This is a genomic window from Nocardia otitidiscaviarum, assembly GCF_007362295.1.
Classification (GTDB): domain Bacteria; phylum Actinomycetota; class Actinomycetes; order Mycobacteriales; family Mycobacteriaceae; genus Nocardia; species Nocardia otitidiscaviarum.
Genome location: NZ_CP041695.1, coordinates 1,720,765 through 1,741,578 on the forward strand (window position 1 = coordinate 1,720,765; position 20,814 = coordinate 1,741,578).

The window sequence follows — 20,814 nt, forward strand, 5'->3', positions numbered from 1 at the left end:
TCATTTCCATAATAAGGTGCCGTGTCATGGAATGGCTGCTCGCCCCGTTCGAGGTGACCTTCGTGCAGAGAGCGCTCTGGGGCGGACTGCTCGTCTCCGGTATCTGCGCGCTGGCCGGGACCTGGGTTGTGGTGCGCGGCATGGCATTTCTGGGCGAGGCCATGGCCCACGGTTTGCTGCCCGGCGTGGCCGTCGCCACCCTGCTGGGCGGAAACCTGGTGCTCGGCGCGGCACTCAGCGCCGGGGCGATGGCGGCGGGTGTGACAGCGCTGGGCCGCAATACGCGCTTCGCGGCTGACACCGCCATCGGGCTGCTGTTCGCGGGCATGCTCTCGGTGGGCGTGATCATCGTCTCGCGGTCGCAATCCTTCGCCGTCGACGTGACCGCGCTGCTGTTCGGCGATGTGCTGGCCATCCGCGAGGTCGACCTCGCGTATCTCGCGGTGGCGCTGGGACTTTCGCTGGTGATCGCGGTGCTGGGGCATCGCGCGTTCGTGGCGCTGGCCTTCGACCCGCGCACGGCGCACACTCTCGGGCTGCGCCCGCGCTGGGCGCAGGCGGCGCTGCTCGGCCTGCTCACCCTCGCCATCGTGGCGTCCTTCCACGTGGTGGGCACGCTGCTGGTCTTCGGCCTGCTCATCGCGCCGCCGGCGGCGGCCACCTACTGGTCGCATCGGATTCCGGTGATCATGGCCCTGGCGGTCGTCTTCGGCGGCATCGCCACCTTCGTCGGTTTGCTGGTGTCCTGGTATGCCGGGACGGCGGCCGGAGCCACCATCGCCGCCATCGCCGTCGGGCTGTTCTTCCTGTCGGCCGCGGCCGCCCGGCTGCGTATCGCATTGTCGGCGCGCGCCATTCGACTGCCCGCCCCGAGTGCGAATGCCCTGGTGCTGCTGGCGGCGCTGTCGATGGTGCTGGTCGGGTGCGCCGCACCGGGCGAACCGGACCCGCCCGCCGAGGTGCCGCACGGGTACATCGAGGGCGCCGAGGAAATGGACTCGGTGCAGTCGCGGCTGGTGGTCGCGGGCTCCGGAGGTGAGCTGCGGGTGATCGATCTGATCACCGAGGAGACCACCGAGTTCGACCGGATGCCCGGAATCGTCGGCCTCGCGGGCGACGACCGCTTCGGCTTCCCGCTCACCGCCGACGCCACCGGCGTGCTGGACGGGGGCGGCTGGACCGTCGACCACGGCGATCATGTGCACTACTACCGTGCGGCCGTCCGGGATATCGGCGAGGTGCCGCACGGGGGAGTGGTCGCCGTGCACAGCGATACGGCGCTCACCGCGCTGATCGGCGCATCGAACACGCTGCTGCTGGACCGTGCGGAACTGGAGTCCGGTGTCGTCGCCGAGCGCGGCAGCGTGGACGGGCTCGCGATCCCGTACTCCGAGCACCTCGTCACCGTGTCCGCCGCCGGACGTGTGGAGGTCCGCACCCGCGAGGGCGGACAGGTCACACCGCTCGCCGGGCAATGCGCCGCGCCGAGCGGTACGGCCGTCACCCGCCGGGGAGTCGTCTTCGGGTGTGCGGACGGCGCGCTGCTCGTCGCGGCCGACGCGGGCCGGTTCTCGGCCACCGAGATCCCTTATCCGCGGCCAGTGCCCGTCACCGAGCGCGCCGCCCGCTTCACCCATCGCGCGGGTTCGACCACCCTCACCGCGATCGCCGGGGAGCGCGGCATCTGGGTGCTCGACATCGCCGCCCGGAGTTGGCGTCTCATCGAATCCGGGCCGGTGCTGGCCGCCAATACCGCGGGTGCCGGGAGCTCGATCCTCGGCCTGACCGGTGACGGGGTGCTGCACGCCTACGATCCCGGCACCGGCGCGGAAACCGCACGGGCGCAACTGCTCTCCGGGCCGATCGCGGCGGACTCGCCGCCGGTCATCGAGGTCGACACCAATCGCGCCTACGTCAACGATCCTGCCGCCCAGGCGATTCACGAGATCGACTACCGCGACAACCTGCGTCGTGCCCGTACCTTCGCCCTCGACATCACCCCCGACCACATGGTGGAGACCGGCCGATGAGATCCCTGCTGAGCACCCTGCTGGCCTGCGCGGCCCTCCTGCTGCTGCCCGCCTGCGGCACCGGTGGCGCCGACGGCCCGGAGGTGGTCGTGACCACTAATATCCTCGGCGACATCACCCGGGAGCTGGTAGGTGACGCGGCGAAGGTCACCGTGCTCATGCCGCCCGGTGCGGACCCGCACCAGTTCGGCATCTCCGCCCAGCAGGCCGCCGGGATCGGCGACGCCGCCCTGCTGATCCACAATGGCCTCGGGCTGGAAGAGGGCGTCGAGCGCCACGTCGAAGCCGCCGAAGAATCCGGTGTCCCAACCCTTTCCGTCGGCGACCAGGTGAACCCGATCGACTACCGCACCAGCGATGGCCCCGACCCGCACTTCTGGACCGACCCGGCCCGCGTCCGCACCGCCGTCGACGTGATCGGTGCGCGTCTGCTCACGCTGCCCGGCGTCGACACCGCGCGGATCCGCGCGAATGTCGACCGCTACCGCGCCGAGATCGAGGCCCTGGACGCCTGGATGACGGCCCGCTTCGATTCGCTCCCGCCCGAACAGCGCCGCCTGGTCACCAACCATCACGTATTCGGTTATCTGGCACTGCGATTCGGTTTCGAGGTAATCGGCGCGATCATCCCCAGCGGTACCGCACTCGCCTCCCCGAGCGCCTCCGACCTGGCCGAGCTCGCCACCGCCGTCCGCACCGCCGGAGTGCCGACTATCTTCGCCGACTCGTCCCAGCCGGACCGGCTGGCCCGCGTCCTCGCCGAACAGGCGGGCGTGCGGGTGGAAGTCGTCGCCCTGCACACCGAATCGCTCACCCCGCCCGGCGGGGGAGCCGACACCTACCTCGACATGATGCGCGCCAACACCGAGGCCATCGTCACCGGCCTCGCACCGCGCTGATCGTCGACAAGCGTTGCGCACCAACCATGATGAGGAGCACGAACCATGCGTACCCGCAGTAGAGCCGCCTCGGCGGCCGCCCTGTCCGGCCTGCTGGCCTCGGTAGTGGCCCTGAGCGGCTGCGGCACCGACGAGTCGGAGCCCGCCGCCCGCCCGGAGATCGCCAGCCCCCTGGCCGTCACCTACGACGGCGGCATCTACCTGCTCGACGGACAGACCCTGACGGTCGGCGGTGACGTGAAGCTGGACGGCTTCAACCGCGTCAACCCGGCCGGCGACGACACCCACGTCATGGTGTCGACCAAGGAGGGCTTCCAGGTCCTCGACGCCGTGCACGGCGAGCTCACCGACATCACCTTCCCCGGCGCGAAGCCCGGCCACGTGGTCCGTCACGCCGACCGCACCGTGCTGTTCACCGACGGCACCGGCGAGGTCACCATCTTCGACCCGCACGACCTGGAACAGGGCAAGCCCGACACCTCGAACTACACCTCCGCCGCGCCCCACCACGGCGTCGCCATCGAACTGTCCAACGGCGACCTGGTCACCACCCTCGGCACCGAGGAAAAGCGCACCGGCATAGTGGTTCTCGACTCCGACCGCAAGGAGATCGCCCGCAACGAGGACTGCCCGGGTGTGCACGGCGAATCCACCACCGCGGGTGAGGCAGTGGTGATCGGCTGCCAGACCGGCGTCCTGATCTACCGCGACGGCGTCATCACCAAGGTCACCAGCCCCACCCCGTACGGCCGCATCGGCAACCAGGCGGGCTCCGGCGCCTCCCCGATCGCCCTCGGCGACTACAAGCAGGACAAGGACGCCGAACTCGAACGCCCGCAGCAGATCTCACTGATCGACACCCGCGACGCCAGCCTGAAGCTCGTCCCACTCGGCACCAGCTACACCTTCCGCTCGCTGGCCCGCGGCCCGCAGGGTGAGGCCCTGGTCCTCGGCACCGACGGCAAGATCCACGTCATCGACCCGGTCGCCGCGACCGTGACCCGCAGCTTCGACGTGATCGCCCCGTGGGAGGAGCCCCTGGAATGGCAGCAGCCCCGCCCGGCCATCTTCGTCCGCGGTGACGACGTCTACGTGAGCGAGCCGGCCACCAAGCAGATCCACCGCATCGACCTGACCGCGGGCACCACCGCGGCCTCGGTGACCCTGGACGGCACCCCGAACGAACTCAGCGGTGTCGTCGGCGGCCACGACCACTGATTCGGCGATTCGCTGTCGCCGTGCCGGGCTCATCGAGCCCGGCACGCGCGAAGTCAGCGGAAAGCCTCGGCGTTCTCCGCGACCCACCGGCGGTAGGTCCGCCCGGCAGTCCCGGTGAGCCGCTGGACGGTATCGCGCACCCGCAGCAACTCGTCATTGACGTCCCCGCCGGTCACATCCAGCACCGCATCCGCCGCATCCGCGCCGAACACCTCCACCATGCGCGCCCGCGCCCGCTCGCGGCTGATCTCGACGATCTCGATCTCCCGGCCGAGCTCCGCCGCGATCGCCGCCACCTGCTCGCGCGGCGATATCCGGGCCGGACCGGTCAACGCGTAGGCCCGCCCCCGATGCGCGGGATCGGTGAGCGCGACCCGCGCCACCGCCGCGATATCGGCGGGGTGAATGGTGGGCAGCCCGATATCGGCGAACGGCACCTCGACCGGTTGTCCGGCACGAATCGCGTCCGCCCACATGAGGGTGTTGGACGCGAACTGGGTCGGCCGCAGTACGGTCCAGTCCATTCCGCTGTCCTCGACCATCCACTCCACGGCCGCATTCTCCGCCGCCGGTCCCAGCCACGGATGGGTGAGCACGGTTATCGACGACACCAGCACCACCTGCCGCACCCCCGCCGCGCGCGCCGCCGCGAGAATCTCCCGATCCGGTCCGAACCGCGACAGGTAGAACATGGCCCGCACGCCTTCGAACGCCGGCTTCAGCGAAACAGGTTCGGCGAGATCGCCTTCCACCACCTCGACCCCCGTCGGAAACGATGCCCAGGCGAGGTCGCGCGCCAGCCCGCGCACCGGCTCGTCTCCCGCCGCGCGCAATTCCGACAACAATGCGCCGCCGATACCTCCGGTGGCTCCCGTAACGAGAATCACGACCGATCTCCTTCTGTCGACCGACAACTGCCGACGACGCTAAAACCTCGAGTCGACTTCAGGTCAAACCGGCGCGGCGGTACCGCTTTCGATATGGGTGGCGTCGTTCTCGGCGCGGGGGCTAGGCTCGTCGCGGCATTACAGGAATGAATACACCGGTGCGCAAGGCGGTTTGACTCCGAACGGCATCCGGATCAGGGGAGGGAATCCGCACAGCCGTATCACCGGCGCGCCCGGGCGACGCCCTGTGTCGCCTCGTTCACCCGCGCCAGCCGCATCTCGATCCATGACGCACCGCGTTCATTCATTTCCGGGGAGGGCCATCCGACCATGAACAACGACGACCGACCATCCGGCACCGGCATTCCGCTCGCCGTATCGCCATTCGACGAGAATCCCACCGAGGTCCAGAACGTCTGGCCGCACTCGGCTGCATCACCCGGCACCCCGTCGTCGGATATTCCGCAGCCCCCGCACTCGGTCGCTCCGGTGCCCGCACCGCACCCGGTCGCACCGCCGCACCCTGTCGCGCCAACGCCCGCCGGGTCGGCCGGTTATCCGCCACCGCCCGCACACCCGGCCTTCGCGCCGCAGTACCCGGCCGCACCGCCACCACGGTCGCGCCGGTGGATCTGGGTGACCCTCGCCGTCACCATCGTCCTTGTCGCGGCCGCCATCTCGACCACGTACATCCTCACCCGCCCGGAGCCCATCGCCCTCGCCGTCGATGACTGCGTCTCGATACTCGACAAAGACAACCCGGTCGAGTACACCTGCGGACAAATCAATGCCGCCTATCGCATCGTCGCACGCGAAAATGTGGTCTATCCAGTGGAATCCGCGTGCATGAAGTACGACGACGCGACCCGCGCCGTCCTCGACGCCGCCGACCAGGGCTCCAATCCGGATACCGTCCTGTGCCTGGCCCCCACCCGCGTGAACTCGACCGATCCGGGCGCCATCGAGACCGGCGATTGCGTGAAGGTGACCGACGGCGGCGCGACGGTCACCCGCGTCGCCTGCGCGCCCGAGTCCGGCGTGGGCGAGGTGCTGGCCATCCGACTGCACACCAAGGTCCCCGTCACCGACCGGGCCTGCCACGATGTCCCCCGCGTCCGCCAGGCGTTCGCCTACTCCTCCCTGGGCGGCCGAGCCCTCGTTCTCTGCGTCCGTGCCGCCAACCCCAGCTCGACCGGCAATGCCGAACCCGGCGACTGCGTCAACGAGAACATGACCAGCATTGTCGCCTGCACCCTGCCCGAGGCCGCGGAGCGAGTGCTGACCGTCCGCGTGCAGCACACCGAACCCGTTGCCCCCGAATGCCTCGGCGTCACGGGAGCGACCGGCTTCACCATGAACTCCCACGGCACCACGGATCTGGTGGTGGCCCTGTGCGTCGGCCCCGTCGACGACGCCGATGTCGGCTACGCCATGGCCGGGGACTGCGTCATCCCGCCGGACGAGGGCAACGACTTCCGAGCGACGAAGGCCGAATGCTCCGACCCGGCCGCTAGCGTCCGCGTGACCTCCCGCCACGACACCGACACCGCCGAATGCCCCGGCGACTACGTGGCCCGCATGACCCGCAAACCAGGCGTCACCAACGGCATGACCCTCTGCTTCACCAGCAACTGATCCGCCGCGGAGTCGGCTACCCCGCCGACTCCGCCTGCTCCACCGCCCACGCGCAAATAGCCGCCAACGGCGTCTCCAACGACTTCCCCAGCTCACTCAACGCATACTCCACATGCTGCGGCGCCCGCTCCCGATACACCCGCCGCACCACCAGCCCATCCGCCTCCATCCCCCGCAACGTCTCCGTCAACACCTTCTGCGTCACCCCCGGCAACCGCCGCCGCAACTCCGCATGCCGCCGCGGCCCATCCAACAGGGCGTAGATCACCAGAATCCGCCACTTGGACGCCAACCGCTCCAACGCCTGCCGCGTGGCACAGGACTCCTCGAGTACATCCGGAATCTCCAGCGCCATATGTTCTCCCACGCTACGGGCACGCTCTCGCCCACCGCTACCGTCTGGGTTCACGGTAGTCGACGAGCTTCGGTGCACTACAGCCCTTCTCACCGTGTGCTGCTTTCAGCGTGGTGGAGTTGTCGGTGTCATCGCAGCGTTCCAACCCCGATACCGCAAGGTGGCAGCCGGACTGCGCCGTGTCGTCCCCTGGGATCGGGCTTACCGCAGGTGTTCGCTTGTGCGTTTGCCGATGGCCGCGCTGAGCGCATCCAACTCGGCCAGCACGTCGGTCGCCGCCCAGACACGATTGCGCTTGCTTTCCGAGAGAACTACCAGAATGCCCGCGTCCGTCAGCCTGCCGAGCGCGCGGTAGGTGCTGGCGTCGGTGGTACCCGCGATGCGCTGGGCGGTCTCCGCATTGAGAATCGGCGTGTCCAACAGCGCCTCGATCAGCGCCTCATCGGCCGAGTTCGCCCGCGGTCGTGCCGCCGTCCGCCACCGTGCGGGCAGGCTGGCCAGGGCACACGCCGATTCCTGCGCCGCTTCACTGGCATGGATCGCGGCGAGCGACAGGTACTCGACGAACGGGTCGACCTGCCCCCGTCGGTAGGTGTTGAGGTGTCCGAAGTACCTGCCGGTATCGGCGAGCATCACCGACGCCAGCGGAACAGTCACGCGCTCGGTCAACCCGCGACGGCGCAGGACCGCGCTGATGAGAGCCCGGCCGATGCGGCCATTGCCGTCGGTGAACGGATGAATCGATTCGAACTGGGCATGCGCGAGCGCGGCCTGCGCGAGTATCGGCAGGTCGGTCCGATTGACGAAGGTGATCAGGTCTGCCATCAACTCGGGCACGAGTTCCGGCGGCGGTGGGACGTGCACCGCGTCGATCGGCGTGTAATCGCTGCCGCCGATCCAATTCTGCGCATCGCGCAACCGACCGGAATCCCGGGCCGTGTAGTAATCCGGTGCCATCAGCAGCCGGTGTGCGGTCAGCAGATCCTCGATTCCGACGGCCCTCGCGCTGGCGGCATCCACCATGGCGACGAGCGCCTTGACCGCCGCCAACTGCGCCTTCGCCTCATCGCTCGCCTTGCCGCCGCCGACCGCCCTACCGAATGCCCGCCACCCCGCATCGATGTGCTCGATCTTCGACGACGCCACCGATTCGCTGCGCAGTAGGAAGTCCGCCAGCGGCGCCAGGTGCCGACCGAATCCGGCTTCGAGCCTCGCGATCGCGATCACAGCCGCCTCATGAGCGCGGGCGACCGCTCCCACGGGGTCATAGTCCAGGTTGGCGATAGGAGGTGGGATCGACACCTCGATACGCTCCAGGGTGCGGTCGCCCCTGGAGCCCTGCCGCTGACGCGGGCTCCAGGGGCGCTCCTCAACCCGATGCGATGGCCAGTCCATGTGGTCGCACTTTCGGTTGGTTTTCTCCAGCAAGTAGGTATTAACTATACTTTCCACATGGAAAACGTAGGTAAGTTTCCCGTTGTTGTATGTTTGGGTCTGTACTCTTAGATCTTGGTCAACCCCCTCGCATGACGCGAGACTGCTCACAGGTTCGTTCGGCGTGCCTTCTGCTGTCGTAGATTTGATCGGCTTGTCGACGACCAGGGGGAGTGTCTGATGAACGTGCGTGCTCTCGGGCAGGGCTTGGCCCTGACTGCGGTAGCAGTCGGCCTGACCGCGGCCGGTTGCGCCCGCACCATCGACGGCGAGGCGGTGGCCAATGAGACCGACCGCGCCGCCTACGTCTCCTCGGTATCAAGCTCCGCCGCCGCGGCGACGTCCGCCCGAGCCCACTCCGCCAAGGTCACCGTGTGCGGGGCCTTCTTCAGGTCCGCGGTCGACGTCAAATTCAAGCTCAGTGCCTTCAATCGCGAGCTGGAGGCCCAGCAGGACCGCGAGGCCGCCCGAACCAAGGCCCGCGCCGCCGCCACCGCACTGTCCTCCGCCGCCACCACGGTCACCGACGCACTACGCGACAACCCCTCGATTCCCGCGACCATCAACACGGCCATGTCCGAATACGCCAGTGCCGCGAACGGTTTCGCATCCGAGCTGAACAAGCTGACCGCCGGCTCCACCTCGCCGGAGGAGTTCATGGCCGCGGACGACCGCTATCGCGCGGCCCGCGACGCGGCGCTCGACAGCTGTTCGTGAGGGAGCGGGCGTGCGAAATGAGGACATCACGATGAGAACCCTGCCCCGTGCCGGACTGCTCGCTGTTTCGATATCGCTGACCGCGTCGTGTGGGCTGGGGCCGACCCCGAACCAAGAGCGGGCGCGGGAGCAAGCGATCCAGGATTGCAGCGCTGGAACGTTCGACTTCACGGCTATGAGCGATACCCAGCCCCTTGGGCGCAGTGACGCGCTCTACCAGAAGATGATCGAGGCTACAGGGAACAAACAATCAGTCTCGATGCTGGACCTCACCAATTCGGCGGGCTGGTCCGATGAATGGGACCGTATGGTCGGGGTCTGGGAGGACGCCGAGCGGGACGAATTGAACTCCCGGGCCCAAACGCCGGGCTACTGCTGGAAAGGCCTCCCGTCCAATTCGGGTATGTCCGACCGTCCTTCGGACGGGTTCTACCTGTTCATCAGGGACAACGAACCGGTGCAGTTCGTTAGGTACCGACCGGACGTATACCCGATTCAGCTGCTGCCTGGGGCGGTAGTAACGAAGAAGACGGTACTGGGCATGTCAGGCTCGAAGCTCCAGCCTGAGTAACCGCGGTCGCTGCGAAGGGGTCCGCGCGGCCGACAATCCAGTTTGCGCCGGTCTCGGCTTTGCGGCATCGTGAAGAGCTGATTTGCCAGGAGTCTTGTCAGCGGCGCGGTCAGGGAGTCCGTGCCGCCTGTACGGCAGGCTGGAGGGTGGGATACCGAATGATGAGCTGCGACGTGGGACCGTACCGGACTCGGGGTGGACGGTGACCGGGGGACAGACGAATGACACGCACACGTCCTGGGACGACTGGCGGCAGGACGCCCGGGGCGGGGGCTTCAACTCCACGACAATCGCCTTCGATCCGGCGGTAGCCACCACGCTGGCAGGCGAGGCGGCCACGTTCGCGGCCGCGGTGGAGAACGCGAAGACCGAGATCGCGTCGGCGACCGACCTGAAGGCGCTGAACCTGAAGGGTTCCGGTGCCGACCTGGCCGGCATGATCAACCGGTCCGCGACGATCATGGCTGACAGCGTGCTGTCCCGGCATATCGACATCCTCACCGATATCGGCGAAACGTTCCTTGCTGCCACCGGCCTGTACGAGAACAGCGAGGAGGCGTCGCGGTCCGCATTCGAGAGCCTCCGAAGCGGTGCCACACCTGTCTCCTTCGCGGAGAGCGCTGCGACCGGCCCTTCCTGGGCGTCGTCGGGGCGAGGATCACTGAAGTACTCGGATTCGCCGCAACAGGATTACGACGACCGCCTGACCGATACCGGCGAGGCGCAATCGCTGTGGGAGCGAGGGAAGAAAGAGGGCGACGGGATCACGATGCAGCAGTCGCTGGTCGATCCCGAAGCCGGCGAGATGTACACCTGGCCCGACTTCGTCGCGCAGTACAACCATGTCGCCGGTAACCAGATCACCGAGCAACTGCAGCGCTTCGCCGACTCGTGGAAGAAGGCAGCCGACGGGCTGAAAGCACAAGCGTCCGCCTTCCGGGCCGCCTACCAGGGAAGTTTGCAGGATGGGGCGAGCGGGACCAATCCGGACGGTATCTGGGCGTCACCCGCCGCCGCCAAAGCACGCGGCGCGCTCGACAGCTACCTGACGGGCATCGACACCCTGGTCGGGAACATGACCTCGATGAGCGACACTCTCGCGTTCACCAAAGGGTGGATGGTCAAGCTGCAATCGCTGCTACCGCAACAACCTCTCGTCACTGCCCATGATCCGACCGGGTCGGCGTATGAGGAACAGCTCAATCAGATGCGGACGGTGTGGGACAACTGGTACGGGGTCGGTGCGAAGATCTCGAGCAACTGCCTTCCGCAGCCGCCCGCTGCGGCGACCCCCATCACCGCGCTTGCTAGCCCAGGCAACCCTCTGTACGACCAGCTGACCGGTGCGGCGGGCGCGCCGACCACCGACCTGGTGGATATCCCTTTCACCATGGACAATGCTCTCGCCGAGGGCATTCCGACGTCATATCAGGAACCCGACGGCACACGCGTCACCGCCATTCCCAATCCAGACGGCACGTTGACCACCGCCAGAACCACTGTTGCTCCGGATGGCACCGTCACTGTCGTTTCGAGCACCGATGGTGGACCCGAAACAGTGTCCGTGGCGACCCCTCGCAATGATGGCACCGGCACCGTCGATACCGTTACGACCATGCCCGACGGCACTCGACAGCGCACCGTCAGCACCGTCAAGAACGATGGAAGTATCGGTACGCAGGCAATTGATCAGAACGGCAAGTTGGGGCCTGAAGCTACTACCAGTCGCGAACCCGACGGCACCATGCGTACCGAGATTCCCGATCCCGCCACCGGGACCACCGCTACGATTCGCACGCAGCTCGATGGCTCCACCCAAACGACCGTCACGGGCACGGCCCCGGACGGCACTCAGCAGGTGATCGCCACCGCTGACAGCGACGGCACTCGCTCGGTCTCCGACGGCAGCGGACGAGTGTTCACCACATTCTCCAACGGCAACCAGGCCATGACCGTCGAACTCCCTGACGGCACCACTGCGACCAAGATGCCGGACGGCTCGATATTCACTACCGATAAACCGGAATCCGGTGAACCCGCTGCCACGCCATTCGGTGTCGCGGGGTTCCTCGAGTCCGTACAAGGCACTCTGGCCACACACCCCATCAACAGTGCAGTCGGAGTGGCTGGTACCTTCGGCGCCGAATTCGCCAACCAGGCGCTCAACGGGGCGCCAACCGGACCGACCATGGCTCAACTCGCTGTTGACGCCGCAGCGGACGCCCGGATCAAATACATCAACGCCACGCTCGAGGGTGTCCCTACCGACCCGAACTCCCCCAGCGGCAGACTGCTTGCCCAAGCCGGCGACGCCGCCGATGACGCCGCGCGCAACTCCAATATGGCCAAGTATCTGAAGACCGGCGGGAAATTACTCAACTGGCCAGTGCTTGTCGGCACCAATGCGTACGCCAACTATGTTGATTGGGATCACGGAAACGGAAAACCGGGCGACCAGGCTGTAGCTAATGCTCTTGGCGGGATCGGCGGCGGAGCAGCAGGAGCCGCATTAGGAGCGAAAATAGGTGCGGTAGCCTGTGTTGGGTCCGGTCCTCTGTACCTTGCGTGTGTGGCGGGAGCTGCCGGACTCGGAGGACTTATCGGCGGATCGGCAGGCGCCTACGGCGCAGAGGAAGCTGTTAAGGCAGTCAAGTAAAGAAAAGGAATGCTTAGGAATGTCAGCGCCGGCAAGGAAATTATCGTGGCCCCGTGCATGGGGGGCTGAGCGGGCGCCGACATCTATCGTTATCGGTATCCTATTCTTCGGTATTTGCGGAGTGATCGGGCTCGGTTCCTACGTAAGCGATCTACTCGCTCAGAAGGGGCCGATCAGTGGTCTGTACGGTGCTCTTGTGGGCTTGGCTGGGTTTGCGTTCGTAGCAGTCGCGCTTCCGGCCGTACGGGTGCGGCGTACCGGACTACCACGTCAGGTCGGCGTTGCTGAACTTGGTGATGGGAGTTTCGGCCTTCGCTTCGATGTTCGTCGATCATTGAAGCCGCTATTGCTCGCCTTCTTCCTTGTAGGCGCATTATTTGTACTGCTACGTGCGTACATTTTCGCATCACAGGCAGTCGAAACAGATAACTCCATACGCGCAAGCATCTATTTTGTCGGCGCTATAGTCGCAGCAGTTCTTCTGGTAATCTTCATCGGCCTGTTTGTCTATCAATCCCGAACTCGAAGCAGTGGAAGCTTCCTCGTAATTTCCGAATCTGGTGTGTTCCAAGGTAAAGGTCGTGCCGTTAGCCGCCTGGACTGGTCTGAGATCGGCCAAATTGAACCTGTGTTGCAGAATAGTGTTGCCACAGTTCGAATAACTCCCGTTCCCGGCACGAAGGTGCATGTTGAAGCCGCGAACAGCTGGCTTGGGCGGATGGAAGAACGCTCTCTTCGATACGCAATCGATATCCCGGCGTGGACTCTGAAGATCGACCCTCCACTCCTGCTGCACCTGGTCCGCTTTTATTGGCGCAATCCCGGGCTGCGGACCGAGCTCACCTGCGACGCGGTGATCGACCGGATGCGCCGCGCGGATTTCCGTAGGCCGAAGTTGGATTCCTCCCCGGCGACCGACTCGTAATGCGTACCTGGCGATTCAGTGAGGCCGGATTCTCGGTGCTGTGGAAGGACCGGACCGGGGATCGGCTTCCGGCTCCGTTTCTGTTCACCTCGAAGGCGGCGACGCAGCAGGAGTACCGTGCCGAGCAGGAAGAGGCGCGAGAGCGGGTGCGCGACAGTGCGGACCACGAAGTGAACGGGATCGTGGATGTCGTGTCCGCGCCGGATCTGTATCTGACGGTTCGCGGCGGCGACGAGTCCGATCCGGCGGGGTTGATTCGGATGCGGGCCGCGCGCAAGGCTGACCGCGGGTATGTCATTACGCAGTTGCCGGGGGAGTCGATCTATCACCGTGGCGGTTACACGGTCGCCGAATGTGACCCGGTGCGGCTCACCAACGCGGTGGTAGCGGCATTGCCCGCCGTGGGGCGGGGTAGCGGCGGCGATATCGCGCTCGCCTCGGCCGGAGACGGGTACGAGCACACTGATTTCCGGAGTTTGGTGTCTGCCGTTGATGATTCGGCGAACGCGTCGGCGGCTCGATTCCTGCGGAGGCCGGTAGTGTCCTCCGGACAGATTCAGATCGCGCAGGGCAGTTCGATGTTCGGGCCGCGCGGCATTCGCCGGTATGTGGTTGGCTGGCGGGATATCGAGGGTGATGGTCGGTTTGTCATCACCGACAGTCCCGCTGTCGCATTGGCGGCCGACAGCGGTCGGTTCGTATCGGTGCTGAATTCACGGGTCGCGCAGGTGATCCGGGCCATCAAGGAAGAACGTGAGCAGGTTGGTTGACGGTGGGGTCGAGCGTGTTTCGTTCCGCCGGGACCGGAGTGAGGGGTAGTAGGTAGTGCAGCGCGAGAACGAACCGGATACCGCCGATTGGGGATCGGAGGCTCCGTTGATGCCCGGCGCCGAACAGGCGGAGTCGAGCCCGGAACCACCCCCGGAGCAGCCGGGAACCAATAGCCTCGCGGTCGCGACGCTGATCCTCGGGCTGCTCGGAATATTCTTCCTGGCAGTGCCTTTAGGGATGATCGCGTTGGCGCAGATCCGCAATCGGGGGCAGCAGGGCGGTGTTCTCGCGCGGGCGGGGATGGCGGCCTCCATGTGCTACATCCTGGCCGGTGTCATGGTGGTGGCATTCTTCCCGATTGGAGGTTCCGATGAGGAAGACGAGGCGCTGCCGCCGATGTTGTCCCGGAATCTGTCGGTCGGTGACTGCGTCAAGAGCGTGGAGGAGTCCGACGTGATCGACGCGATTCCGGTCGTGCCATGCGACCAGCCACATGCCGCGGAGGTGATCATTCAGTTCCCGGTGGAAGGGTCGTGGCCCGGCCGGGATGAATCGGCACGTCGAGCCGATGCCCGCTGTAGCGAGGAATTGACACCGGCGTTGATCGACAGTCCGATGCTCACCGAACTACGCAGCTTCATCTATTTTCCGGCGAACGCCATGCAGTGGCGCGACTACCCGAAGGTCAGTTGCCTGGTCATGCGTGTGGATGGGCGGGACCTCACGCTGAAGATCCCACGATAGTTGCCTGTCTCGCGGAGGCTGCGTGTCGCTCGGTGCGGCGCTCACGCTCCAGGCGCGCGGCAATCGCCGCGACGGTACGGCCGTGCGTGGGACGCGGCGTTGTCCGGATTAGCGAGCGGAAACCTACCCGCTGGAGCGGTCTCGGTGGTCGTCGCGTCGACGGCTCAGGTCATGGTGCCGGCCGCGTTCGTCGGTGATACCGACCGATGCCGAAATGGCCTCCATGTACTTACGGAGTGGTATGGCGTGTGACTATTTTCAGCAGGTTCAGCAACTCCTCAGCCTCGGCAAGCTGATTACGTTCACTCTCCGGCGCGTCGACGTTCCAATGCGCGATCTGATTGCGGTACTCCGCGACAGCCGTCAGTCGCTCCACCCAGCTCCCTTGTTCGAACGGCCATCCGAGCTGATTCCAGATCTTCTCCTTGGCGACCAAATGAGGGTAGTTCCCCATGGTCAAGTGGCTCGGGGAAGTGATGGACTGAGCCTTCTTCTTGTTGTTCTCGAAGCACATGCCCAGGTCGGCGCTCGCCACCTTTCCAAAGGCGATGCGCAGACGGCGCTCGATTTCCTCGAGAACGGTGAAAGGCGTGACTCGGGTCCTGAGTTCACCCGCGAGGTCGGACGCGGTGATGATGCGGGTGACCACGTTCGCGTTGTCGACGACTATGACGTACCCGAACTTCTGGATATCGGGGACTCGGGTGAACAGTTCTTCCTCGACGTGTGCAGCCGGCGGCCATTTGTCCGCGCGCGCCTCCCACAGCGTCACGCCCCCGGGACGCAACTGACTGTGCGCAATGCTCTCCCATGTGATGACGCCGAGCAAACACCGGTTCTCGTCGACGATGGGTAGCTGGGAGAACTCGCGAGCAGCCATGATTTCGGCGGCGCGGGCGAGGGATTCATTACGCCGGATCGCGATCACGGGTTCGGTCCTGCGGAGGTTGCCGACCCGCCACGTCAGGTCGTGGTCTCGCGAACCACGGTTCGTGTTCGCTTCCTGTTCGGAATCGGCTGCCGATGAGGGCTCGGCGTTCTCGACGGCGGACACCGTGACCGTATCGTCCAGCTGAACCGCCGTGAAGTCCGGATCGGTGGTGATGCCGAGCTCTCGAAGTTCCTGATTGACTGCTTCGACCGCATCGGTGGTCCGCCGGGAGTGGCCCCACAGCCCAATGAGATCCCGCGCCGACAGCTGGCGCGTGCCCGATTCCCGGATGTCGTCGAGCAACTCGTCGATATCAGCGGGAGGAGTGACCGCGCCGGAGTAGCCGGGATCGATCCCTGTATCGGCAAGTTCCTGAATGCGGGCCGCAGCATCGCGCCGACTCAGCTCACTGATCGTGAGGAAGGCACCCATGCTGTCCCGCAGGTCGGCACCGATGGCCGCACGCTCCACCGCGGTAAGCCACTCGACTTTGCGCACATGCATGAATCCGGGCCGGGCCTCCGGCCGGTGCTCGTACTCGCCGACGATCCGTCCGATCGCCACGACGGGCTGATACTTGCGTGGCATGACGACGAAATCGCCGACCTCCATCTCACGCACGAAACGCCATAGCTGATGCGTCCAGTTGTCCACGGTGCGCCGCCGCTCGGTGGGGTAGCACCGTTCGAGAATCGTGCGCAGCTGGTCGATGGACTCGGCTGGCGACAGATCGGGATGGACTTCGCTCCACCCCGCTATGGCCAACCCTTCGGCGAGCGCTGTCTCCTCACGGTGACCGTCCCACCCGCCACGTACCGTCCATGCCCGCGCCATCCGTAGAATCCCTCCGTACTCGTCAAGGCGGTGGGGAGGCCCCCTGGGACGACGGTAGCGAACCGGACGGACATGGGCGTGAAATCTGTGGATTCTGTGCGCTTCCATCGCGTATCCAGTGCCGTCGGAATGTCGTTGAAAGCCGCCGCGATCGGTAGTCGGCACGGGCCGAGGCACTGAGCAGAGATCACTCCATCGCCCAGGCCGGTGGTGATCCGGTTTGCGCCTGTCGCGGCTTTGCGGCGGCGTGATGAGGCAATGTGCCAGGAGCCTGGTCATCGGTGCGATACCGGTCGTGTCGTGTGATCAGCCGCATGCGGCGGAGGTGATCATTCAGTTCCCGGTGGGGGGCCGTGGCCCAGTCGGGACGAGTCGGCGCGGCGGGCCGATGCGCGGTGTACCGAGGAGTTGACACCGGCATTGATCAACAGTCCTCTGCTGGCCGAGTTGCGCAGCTTCATCTACTTTCCGGCGAATGCGATGCAGTGGCGCGGAGGTCAGCTGCCTGGTCATGCGGGCGGATGGTCGGGATCTCGCTCTCGAGATTCCCCGGTAGGCGCTGTACCGCAGCGGTGGTACGGGCCGGTCGGCAAGGGGCGCGCGGTTGTGGATGCGAGCGGGTCGGGCGCGGTCAGCGGGCGGGGGCCAGGCGGGCGTGTCTCGGGTGTGTGTGCGCGGAGGCGGCGGTCGATGGTGTTGTCGGGCGTGCCCCGCGCTCGGCGCGGCGCTCGCGCTCGAGGCGTGCGGTGATCGCGGCGACGGTGTGTCCCGCTGCCGGGCGGGGTGAGATGTGCGTCGTCAGCGCGGGCGCGAGCCAGGCGATGATGCCGCCGGTGGTCGCGCCGATCAGGAAGGACAGCCAGTACGCGATCACGGTGTACCCCTTTCGGATTCGAGGTTGGTGCGGGTGGGTCGCCTCGGTGGCGGCGACTCACCGGATTCGGCAGTCGTGCGCTGCGCCGCGTGCAGGGTGCGGCATTCGGCGGGATGGCAGTCGCGGTGCAGCGCGCCTGCCTCGGCGGCTTCGAGGTGGTTCATTGGGCCGTCGTAGTCACATCCGGCCAGGGTCAGCGCCCTGGGGGAGACGTATTCCATGACGTTCGGCCTTTCGCTGATTCGGATGGGGGCGACCGCCGCCGTGGGTCAGTGCCGTGCTTCGGGGTGGTCGGGCGAGGCCAGGCGGGTTCTGATGCCCGGGATGAGGGTGTTGGGGCGGCTGAAGATCACCTCTTCGGGGCGGTCGGCGGGTTGCATCGTGCGCAGCAGATACCTTGTGCCGCAACGCAGTTCGATCGCCGTGTCGGTGATGGACTTGATTCTGGTGCGGGACAGGACGATTCCACGGGTCTCGGACAGCTCGACAACGTGTGCGCCGAGCGTCACCCAGGTGGGAAGTGGGTCGGCCGTCATGATCGAATTCCCGCTTTCGGTGTCGGTGGGGGTTGTGGGCTTCCGGTAGGCGGGCAGGCGCGGTCGGCCGCTGAGGCGAGCCGAATCGGCCTCCTGGCCTGCGGATTTCGGTTGCTGAACACCCTCGATTAGACAACTGCCGGAGCTATTCTGAAGGCTCCGCATCGAAGTTGATCCGCAACTCGTTGGGCAGCCAGCACGGTGCCCCCAGTACGGAGTGACCCGGATAGCGAGGCTAACGATATGGCGGGTTCCACCATCCCCCGGCGAGCGTTGGGCCGGATATTGCACGACCTGCGGGCACAGGCCGGGAAGACGCAGTTGGCCGCGGGATTGATCATCGACGTGTCACCACAGGTCATCGGCAGAATGGAGGACGGGATACCGGTCAAGGTCAGCGGCGTGCAGGTCAAGGAGCTGCTGAGATGCTATGGGGCGGAGCCGGACGTGGCCGACCAGGCGCTGTCGCTGTTCGAGGAGGTGAAGGCGGCCCGGGGCGACCCGCGCGGCGGCTGGTGGCGCGCGTACAAGGATGTGACGAGCAGCCATTTCGACCACTACATGAATCTGGAAGAAGCCTGTACCCGGCTGACCACTTTCCAGATGACGCTGCTGCCCGGCCTGCTCCAGACACCCGCCTACCGCCGGGCGATGATCCTGGTGAAGGAGCCGGGGCGGTCCGCGCTGGATGTTGAGCGGGAGATCGAACTCGGTATTCGTCGGCGGGTGCGGCTGCTGGAAGACGACGGGTTCGAGGTGAATGTGTTTCTGTCCGAGGCGGTATTGCGGCACCGGGTCGGTGGTCCGGAAGTCATGGCCGAACAGCTCAGGCATCTGGCCGAGGTGGGGCAGTCGCCGACTGTGGCAATCCGGGTCGTACCGCATGACGCCGACGGCTACATGGGCCTCGTGGTCGGACAGTTCACGCTGTTCGAGTTCCCCGCGCTTCGGCACAGTGGGTTGCGGGAGCCGCCGGTCGTCTTCGTCGAAGTGTTCACCGGTGCACTGTTCTTCGAGGACAACGAGATGATCGAGAAGTACCGGACGGCGGTTGCGGACATCGCCGGGGCGGCGTTGGATGAGGAAGACAGCCGAAGAATGATGCTGGATTTGGCGAAGGAGTACGCGGCGTGAGTGATGCCCCATCTGTGGTGCGGTGGTACAAGAGCAGCTATAGCCAGCCTCAAGGTGATTGTGTCGAAACCGCGCATCTTCCGGGTGGCGAGGTCGGTGTGCGGGACAGCAAGAACGCGGCCGGTGCGGTGCTGATGTTCGGCGGTCCCGAATGGGACGACTTCACCGCGGCCGTCCGGTCGGGACGGTTCGACCTGCCCGCGTGAGGGTGGATCGCGAAGGGGCGGCGTCCCAGTAAGATTCGGCTGCCGACCTCGCTATGGCCATACCAGTCATACGGTTTCGAGGTCCGAACCGCTGGCGTCGCCGTGGGAGATGAACGACTCCAGCCAACGGTTCGGCCCTCCCGCGCGGGAGGGCCTTCGCCGAGGACGGGACCTACAGGCTGGTGTCCAGCTGCAACCCGAGTTCATCCATGACCCGGTTCGCGGCCTCCCGGACCGGGCCACGCTGGGTGGACACCTTCCCGTCGATGGACACGATGTTGTTCCGCCAGATCGACGCCGTGCGCCGCCAATCGATTTCGGTGGCGAGCCGCTTGTACTGCTCGAGACGCCAGTCGAGGTCCGGGCTCTTGCGGACTTCGTAGGCCACGCGGCCGATTACGATGAGCCCCGTCGCGGTCAGGTTGATGTACTTCTGCCGGAAGTCGGCGACCTGATTGGCGGGTCCACCGGTGGTGGGCAGGTCGCAAATCTCCCGCCACGGGTCCATATGCTCCGACATCGTTTCGATGAGCGTGACCGCGTCGGTGACGAACTCGCTGCGGGCCGCCGGATCGCCGATCAGCAGCGTGCTCTGCTTGGAAACGGACTCTTCATTGAGCGCGTGGTCGTTGAACAGCAGTTCCTTGACGAACTGGCGCACCTGATTGAGAAGGAACACCGCCTGCGAGGCCTTGGGCAGCTTGGTCGAGGTGGCGTCGACCCGCCCCCGGAACAGGCGTGTCCGTTCCACCAGGTCGGCGAGCACACCATTGATCGGCTCCCGCGTGTTGTACACGGCGAGCAGGCTCGCCGGAATCTGCTTGGTCTGCGCGGCATCCGCGAAGTCCTGGTGGATACGCTTGAGGTCGTCCTCGACGACGATCAGCACCGCGAGGCTGTCGTCCTCGAAACCGGTCTCCAGGTCCATCAGCCCCGGGGTCGCTGAGCGTCCGGTGCCGTGTCCCTTGATCGCGGTAATGCGATGCTGCCCGTCGGTGACATAGAACCGCACGTTGTCGCCGATCACCATGAACCCGAGGCGGTTCTTGAAGTTGCCCCGGGGCACGTGCAGTGCCGGCAGCTGGCGCGCATTGAGCGTTACGGGCGGGAGGATGTAGTTGTCGCGGTTCTCCCGGACATAGGTATTGATGTTCTTCACGTGGTCGGCCATGAGCGGCCGGTTCGTGGTGTTCGCGGGGTCACCGCCCTTCTCAGCGGATTCGGAGACCACCTGCCGGGCCAGGAACGCGTAAGGGAACGAGGTGGAGATCATGATGCGCTTGCCCTGCTGGAAGACGGTGCAGGGGAAGACGCGTGCCCCGGCCGCGGCGGCATCGGCGGATGCGGCGGCGAGGGCCCGGTCGAGTCCGTCGTGTTCGGTGAGTCCCATGTGATTGTCGATCATGGTGCGATTCCTTGTCTTTCGCTTTCGAGAAGATTCGTTGGCGTGACCGGGC

20 protein-coding genes are annotated in these 20,814 nt (G+C 66.1%); 12 read left to right on the top strand and 8 right to left on the bottom strand.

The features are described from left to right. The first annotated feature begins 26 nt into the window (after positions 1 to 26). The 3 genes from aztB to aztD are packed head-to-tail and all read left to right on the top strand — an operon-like array spanning position 27 to position 4,147. On the top strand, positions 27 to 2,030 hold the full coding sequence (gene aztB / locus FOH10_RS07285; protein ID WP_143980140.1) for a zinc ABC transporter permease AztB: 2,004 nt from the start codon (positions 27 to 29) through the stop codon (positions 2,028 to 2,030). Beyond that, complete coding sequence (gene aztC / locus FOH10_RS07290; RefSeq protein ID WP_143980141.1) at positions 2,027 to 2,929, top strand: zinc ABC transporter substrate-binding protein AztC; 903 nt, start codon at positions 2,027 to 2,029, stop codon at positions 2,927 to 2,929. The genes aztB and aztC overlap by 4 nt, the downstream gene beginning before the upstream one ends. A gap of 45 nt (positions 2,930 to 2,974) precedes the next feature. After that, complete coding sequence (gene aztD, locus FOH10_RS07295; protein WP_143980142.1) at positions 2,975 to 4,147, top strand: zinc metallochaperone AztD; 1,173 nt, start codon at positions 2,975 to 2,977, stop codon at positions 4,145 to 4,147. Between the two features lie 53 nt (positions 4,148 to 4,200). Here the strand turns inward: aztD and FOH10_RS07300 are convergent, their stop codons facing one another. Then, on the bottom strand, positions 4,201 to 5,034 hold the full coding sequence (locus FOH10_RS07300; RefSeq protein WP_143980143.1) for an SDR family oxidoreductase: 834 nt from the start codon (positions 5,032 to 5,034) through the stop codon (positions 4,201 to 4,203). Between the two features lie 330 nt (positions 5,035 to 5,364). Here FOH10_RS07300 and FOH10_RS07305 point away from each other — a divergent pair, with 330 nt between their 5' ends. Then, the gene (locus FOH10_RS07305; RefSeq protein ID WP_143980144.1) at positions 5,365 to 6,669 is read left to right on the top strand and encodes an LppU/SCO3897 family protein; all 1,305 of its coding nucleotides are present in this window, start codon (positions 5,365 to 5,367) and stop codon (positions 6,667 to 6,669) included. A 16-nt stretch (positions 6,670 to 6,685) separates the two neighbouring features. Here the strand turns inward: FOH10_RS07305 and FOH10_RS07310 are convergent, their stop codons facing one another. Together FOH10_RS07310 and FOH10_RS07315 are read right to left on the bottom strand one after the other, a co-directional pair. Further along, positions 6,686 to 7,024: a winged helix-turn-helix transcriptional regulator gene (locus FOH10_RS07310; protein ID WP_029929710.1), complete on the bottom strand. Its 339-nt coding sequence runs from the start codon at positions 7,022 to 7,024 to the stop codon at positions 6,686 to 6,688. A gap of 201 nt (positions 7,025 to 7,225) precedes the next feature. After that, positions 7,226 to 8,419, bottom strand: a complete 1,194-nt coding sequence (locus FOH10_RS07315; RefSeq protein ID WP_143983913.1) for a Fic family protein — start codon at positions 8,417 to 8,419, stop codon at positions 7,226 to 7,228. A 219-nt stretch (positions 8,420 to 8,638) separates the two neighbouring features. Between FOH10_RS07315 and FOH10_RS07320 the strand changes: the two genes are divergently transcribed. From FOH10_RS07320 to FOH10_RS07345, 6 genes are all read left to right on the top strand, one after another. Then, positions 8,639 to 9,175, top strand: a complete 537-nt coding sequence (locus FOH10_RS07320; RefSeq protein WP_143980145.1) for a hypothetical protein — start codon at positions 8,639 to 8,641, stop codon at positions 9,173 to 9,175. 10 nt (positions 9,176 to 9,185) lie between these two features. Beyond that, entirely contained in the window at positions 9,186 to 9,746 is a 561-nt protein-coding gene (locus FOH10_RS07325; protein ID WP_143980146.1) for a hypothetical protein, read from the top strand. A 202-nt stretch (positions 9,747 to 9,948) separates the two neighbouring features. After that, positions 9,949 to 12,402 (top strand): hypothetical protein, encoded by a 2,454-nt coding sequence (locus FOH10_RS07330; RefSeq protein WP_143980147.1) that lies wholly within the window; start codon positions 9,949 to 9,951, stop codon positions 12,400 to 12,402. Between the two features lie 196 nt (positions 12,403 to 12,598). Further along, positions 12,599 to 13,327, top strand: a complete 729-nt coding sequence (locus FOH10_RS07335) for a hypothetical protein (protein WP_143980148.1) — start codon at positions 12,599 to 12,601, stop codon at positions 13,325 to 13,327. Between the two features lie 35 nt (positions 13,328 to 13,362). Then, a complete protein-coding gene (locus tag FOH10_RS07340; protein WP_186000750.1) occupies positions 13,363 to 14,097 on the top strand; it encodes an ESX secretion-associated protein EspG in 735 nt (244 codons plus the stop codon). Positions 14,098 to 14,152: 55 nt separating this feature from the next. Further along, a complete protein-coding gene (locus FOH10_RS07345; RefSeq protein ID WP_143980150.1) occupies positions 14,153 to 14,842 on the top strand; it encodes a DUF4190 domain-containing protein in 690 nt (229 codons plus the stop codon). 229 nt (positions 14,843 to 15,071) lie between these two features. Here FOH10_RS07345 and FOH10_RS07350 read toward each other — a convergent pair whose 3' ends face one another. The 4 genes from FOH10_RS07350 to FOH10_RS07360 form a co-directional block, all read right to left on the bottom strand. Next, entirely contained in the window at positions 15,072 to 16,607 is a 1,536-nt protein-coding gene (locus FOH10_RS07350; RefSeq protein WP_186000751.1) for a CBS domain-containing protein, read from the bottom strand. Positions 16,608 to 17,238: 631 nt separating this feature from the next. Beyond that, the gene (locus FOH10_RS07355) at positions 17,239 to 17,481 is read right to left on the bottom strand and encodes a hypothetical protein (protein WP_143980152.1); all 243 of its coding nucleotides are present in this window, start codon (positions 17,479 to 17,481) and stop codon (positions 17,239 to 17,241) included. Continuing rightward, a complete protein-coding gene (locus FOH10_RS34730) occupies positions 17,478 to 17,645 on the bottom strand; it encodes a hypothetical protein (RefSeq protein ID WP_186000752.1) in 168 nt (55 codons plus the stop codon). The genes FOH10_RS07355 and FOH10_RS34730 overlap by 4 nt, the downstream gene beginning before the upstream one ends. A 105-nt stretch (positions 17,646 to 17,750) precedes the next feature. Beyond that, positions 17,751 to 18,017, bottom strand: coding sequence for a hypothetical protein (locus FOH10_RS07360; RefSeq protein WP_143980153.1), 267 nt, complete (start codon positions 18,015 to 18,017; stop codon positions 17,751 to 17,753). Between the two features lie 243 nt (positions 18,018 to 18,260). Between FOH10_RS07360 and FOH10_RS07365 the strand changes: the two genes are divergently transcribed. Next, positions 18,261 to 19,151, top strand: a complete 891-nt coding sequence (locus tag FOH10_RS07365) for a helix-turn-helix domain-containing protein (RefSeq protein WP_143980154.1) — start codon at positions 18,261 to 18,263, stop codon at positions 19,149 to 19,151. A gap of 17 nt (positions 19,152 to 19,168) precedes the next feature. Beyond that, entirely contained in the window at positions 19,169 to 19,357 is a 189-nt protein-coding gene (locus FOH10_RS07370; RefSeq protein WP_342355930.1) for a DUF397 domain-containing protein, read from the top strand. A gap of 172 nt (positions 19,358 to 19,529) precedes the next feature. Here the strand turns inward: FOH10_RS07370 and FOH10_RS07375 are convergent, their stop codons facing one another. Next, complete coding sequence (locus FOH10_RS07375) at positions 19,530 to 20,762, bottom strand: DNA sulfur modification protein DndB (RefSeq protein WP_143980155.1); 1,233 nt, start codon at positions 20,760 to 20,762, stop codon at positions 19,530 to 19,532. Positions 20,763 to 20,814: the final 52 nt, after the last annotated feature.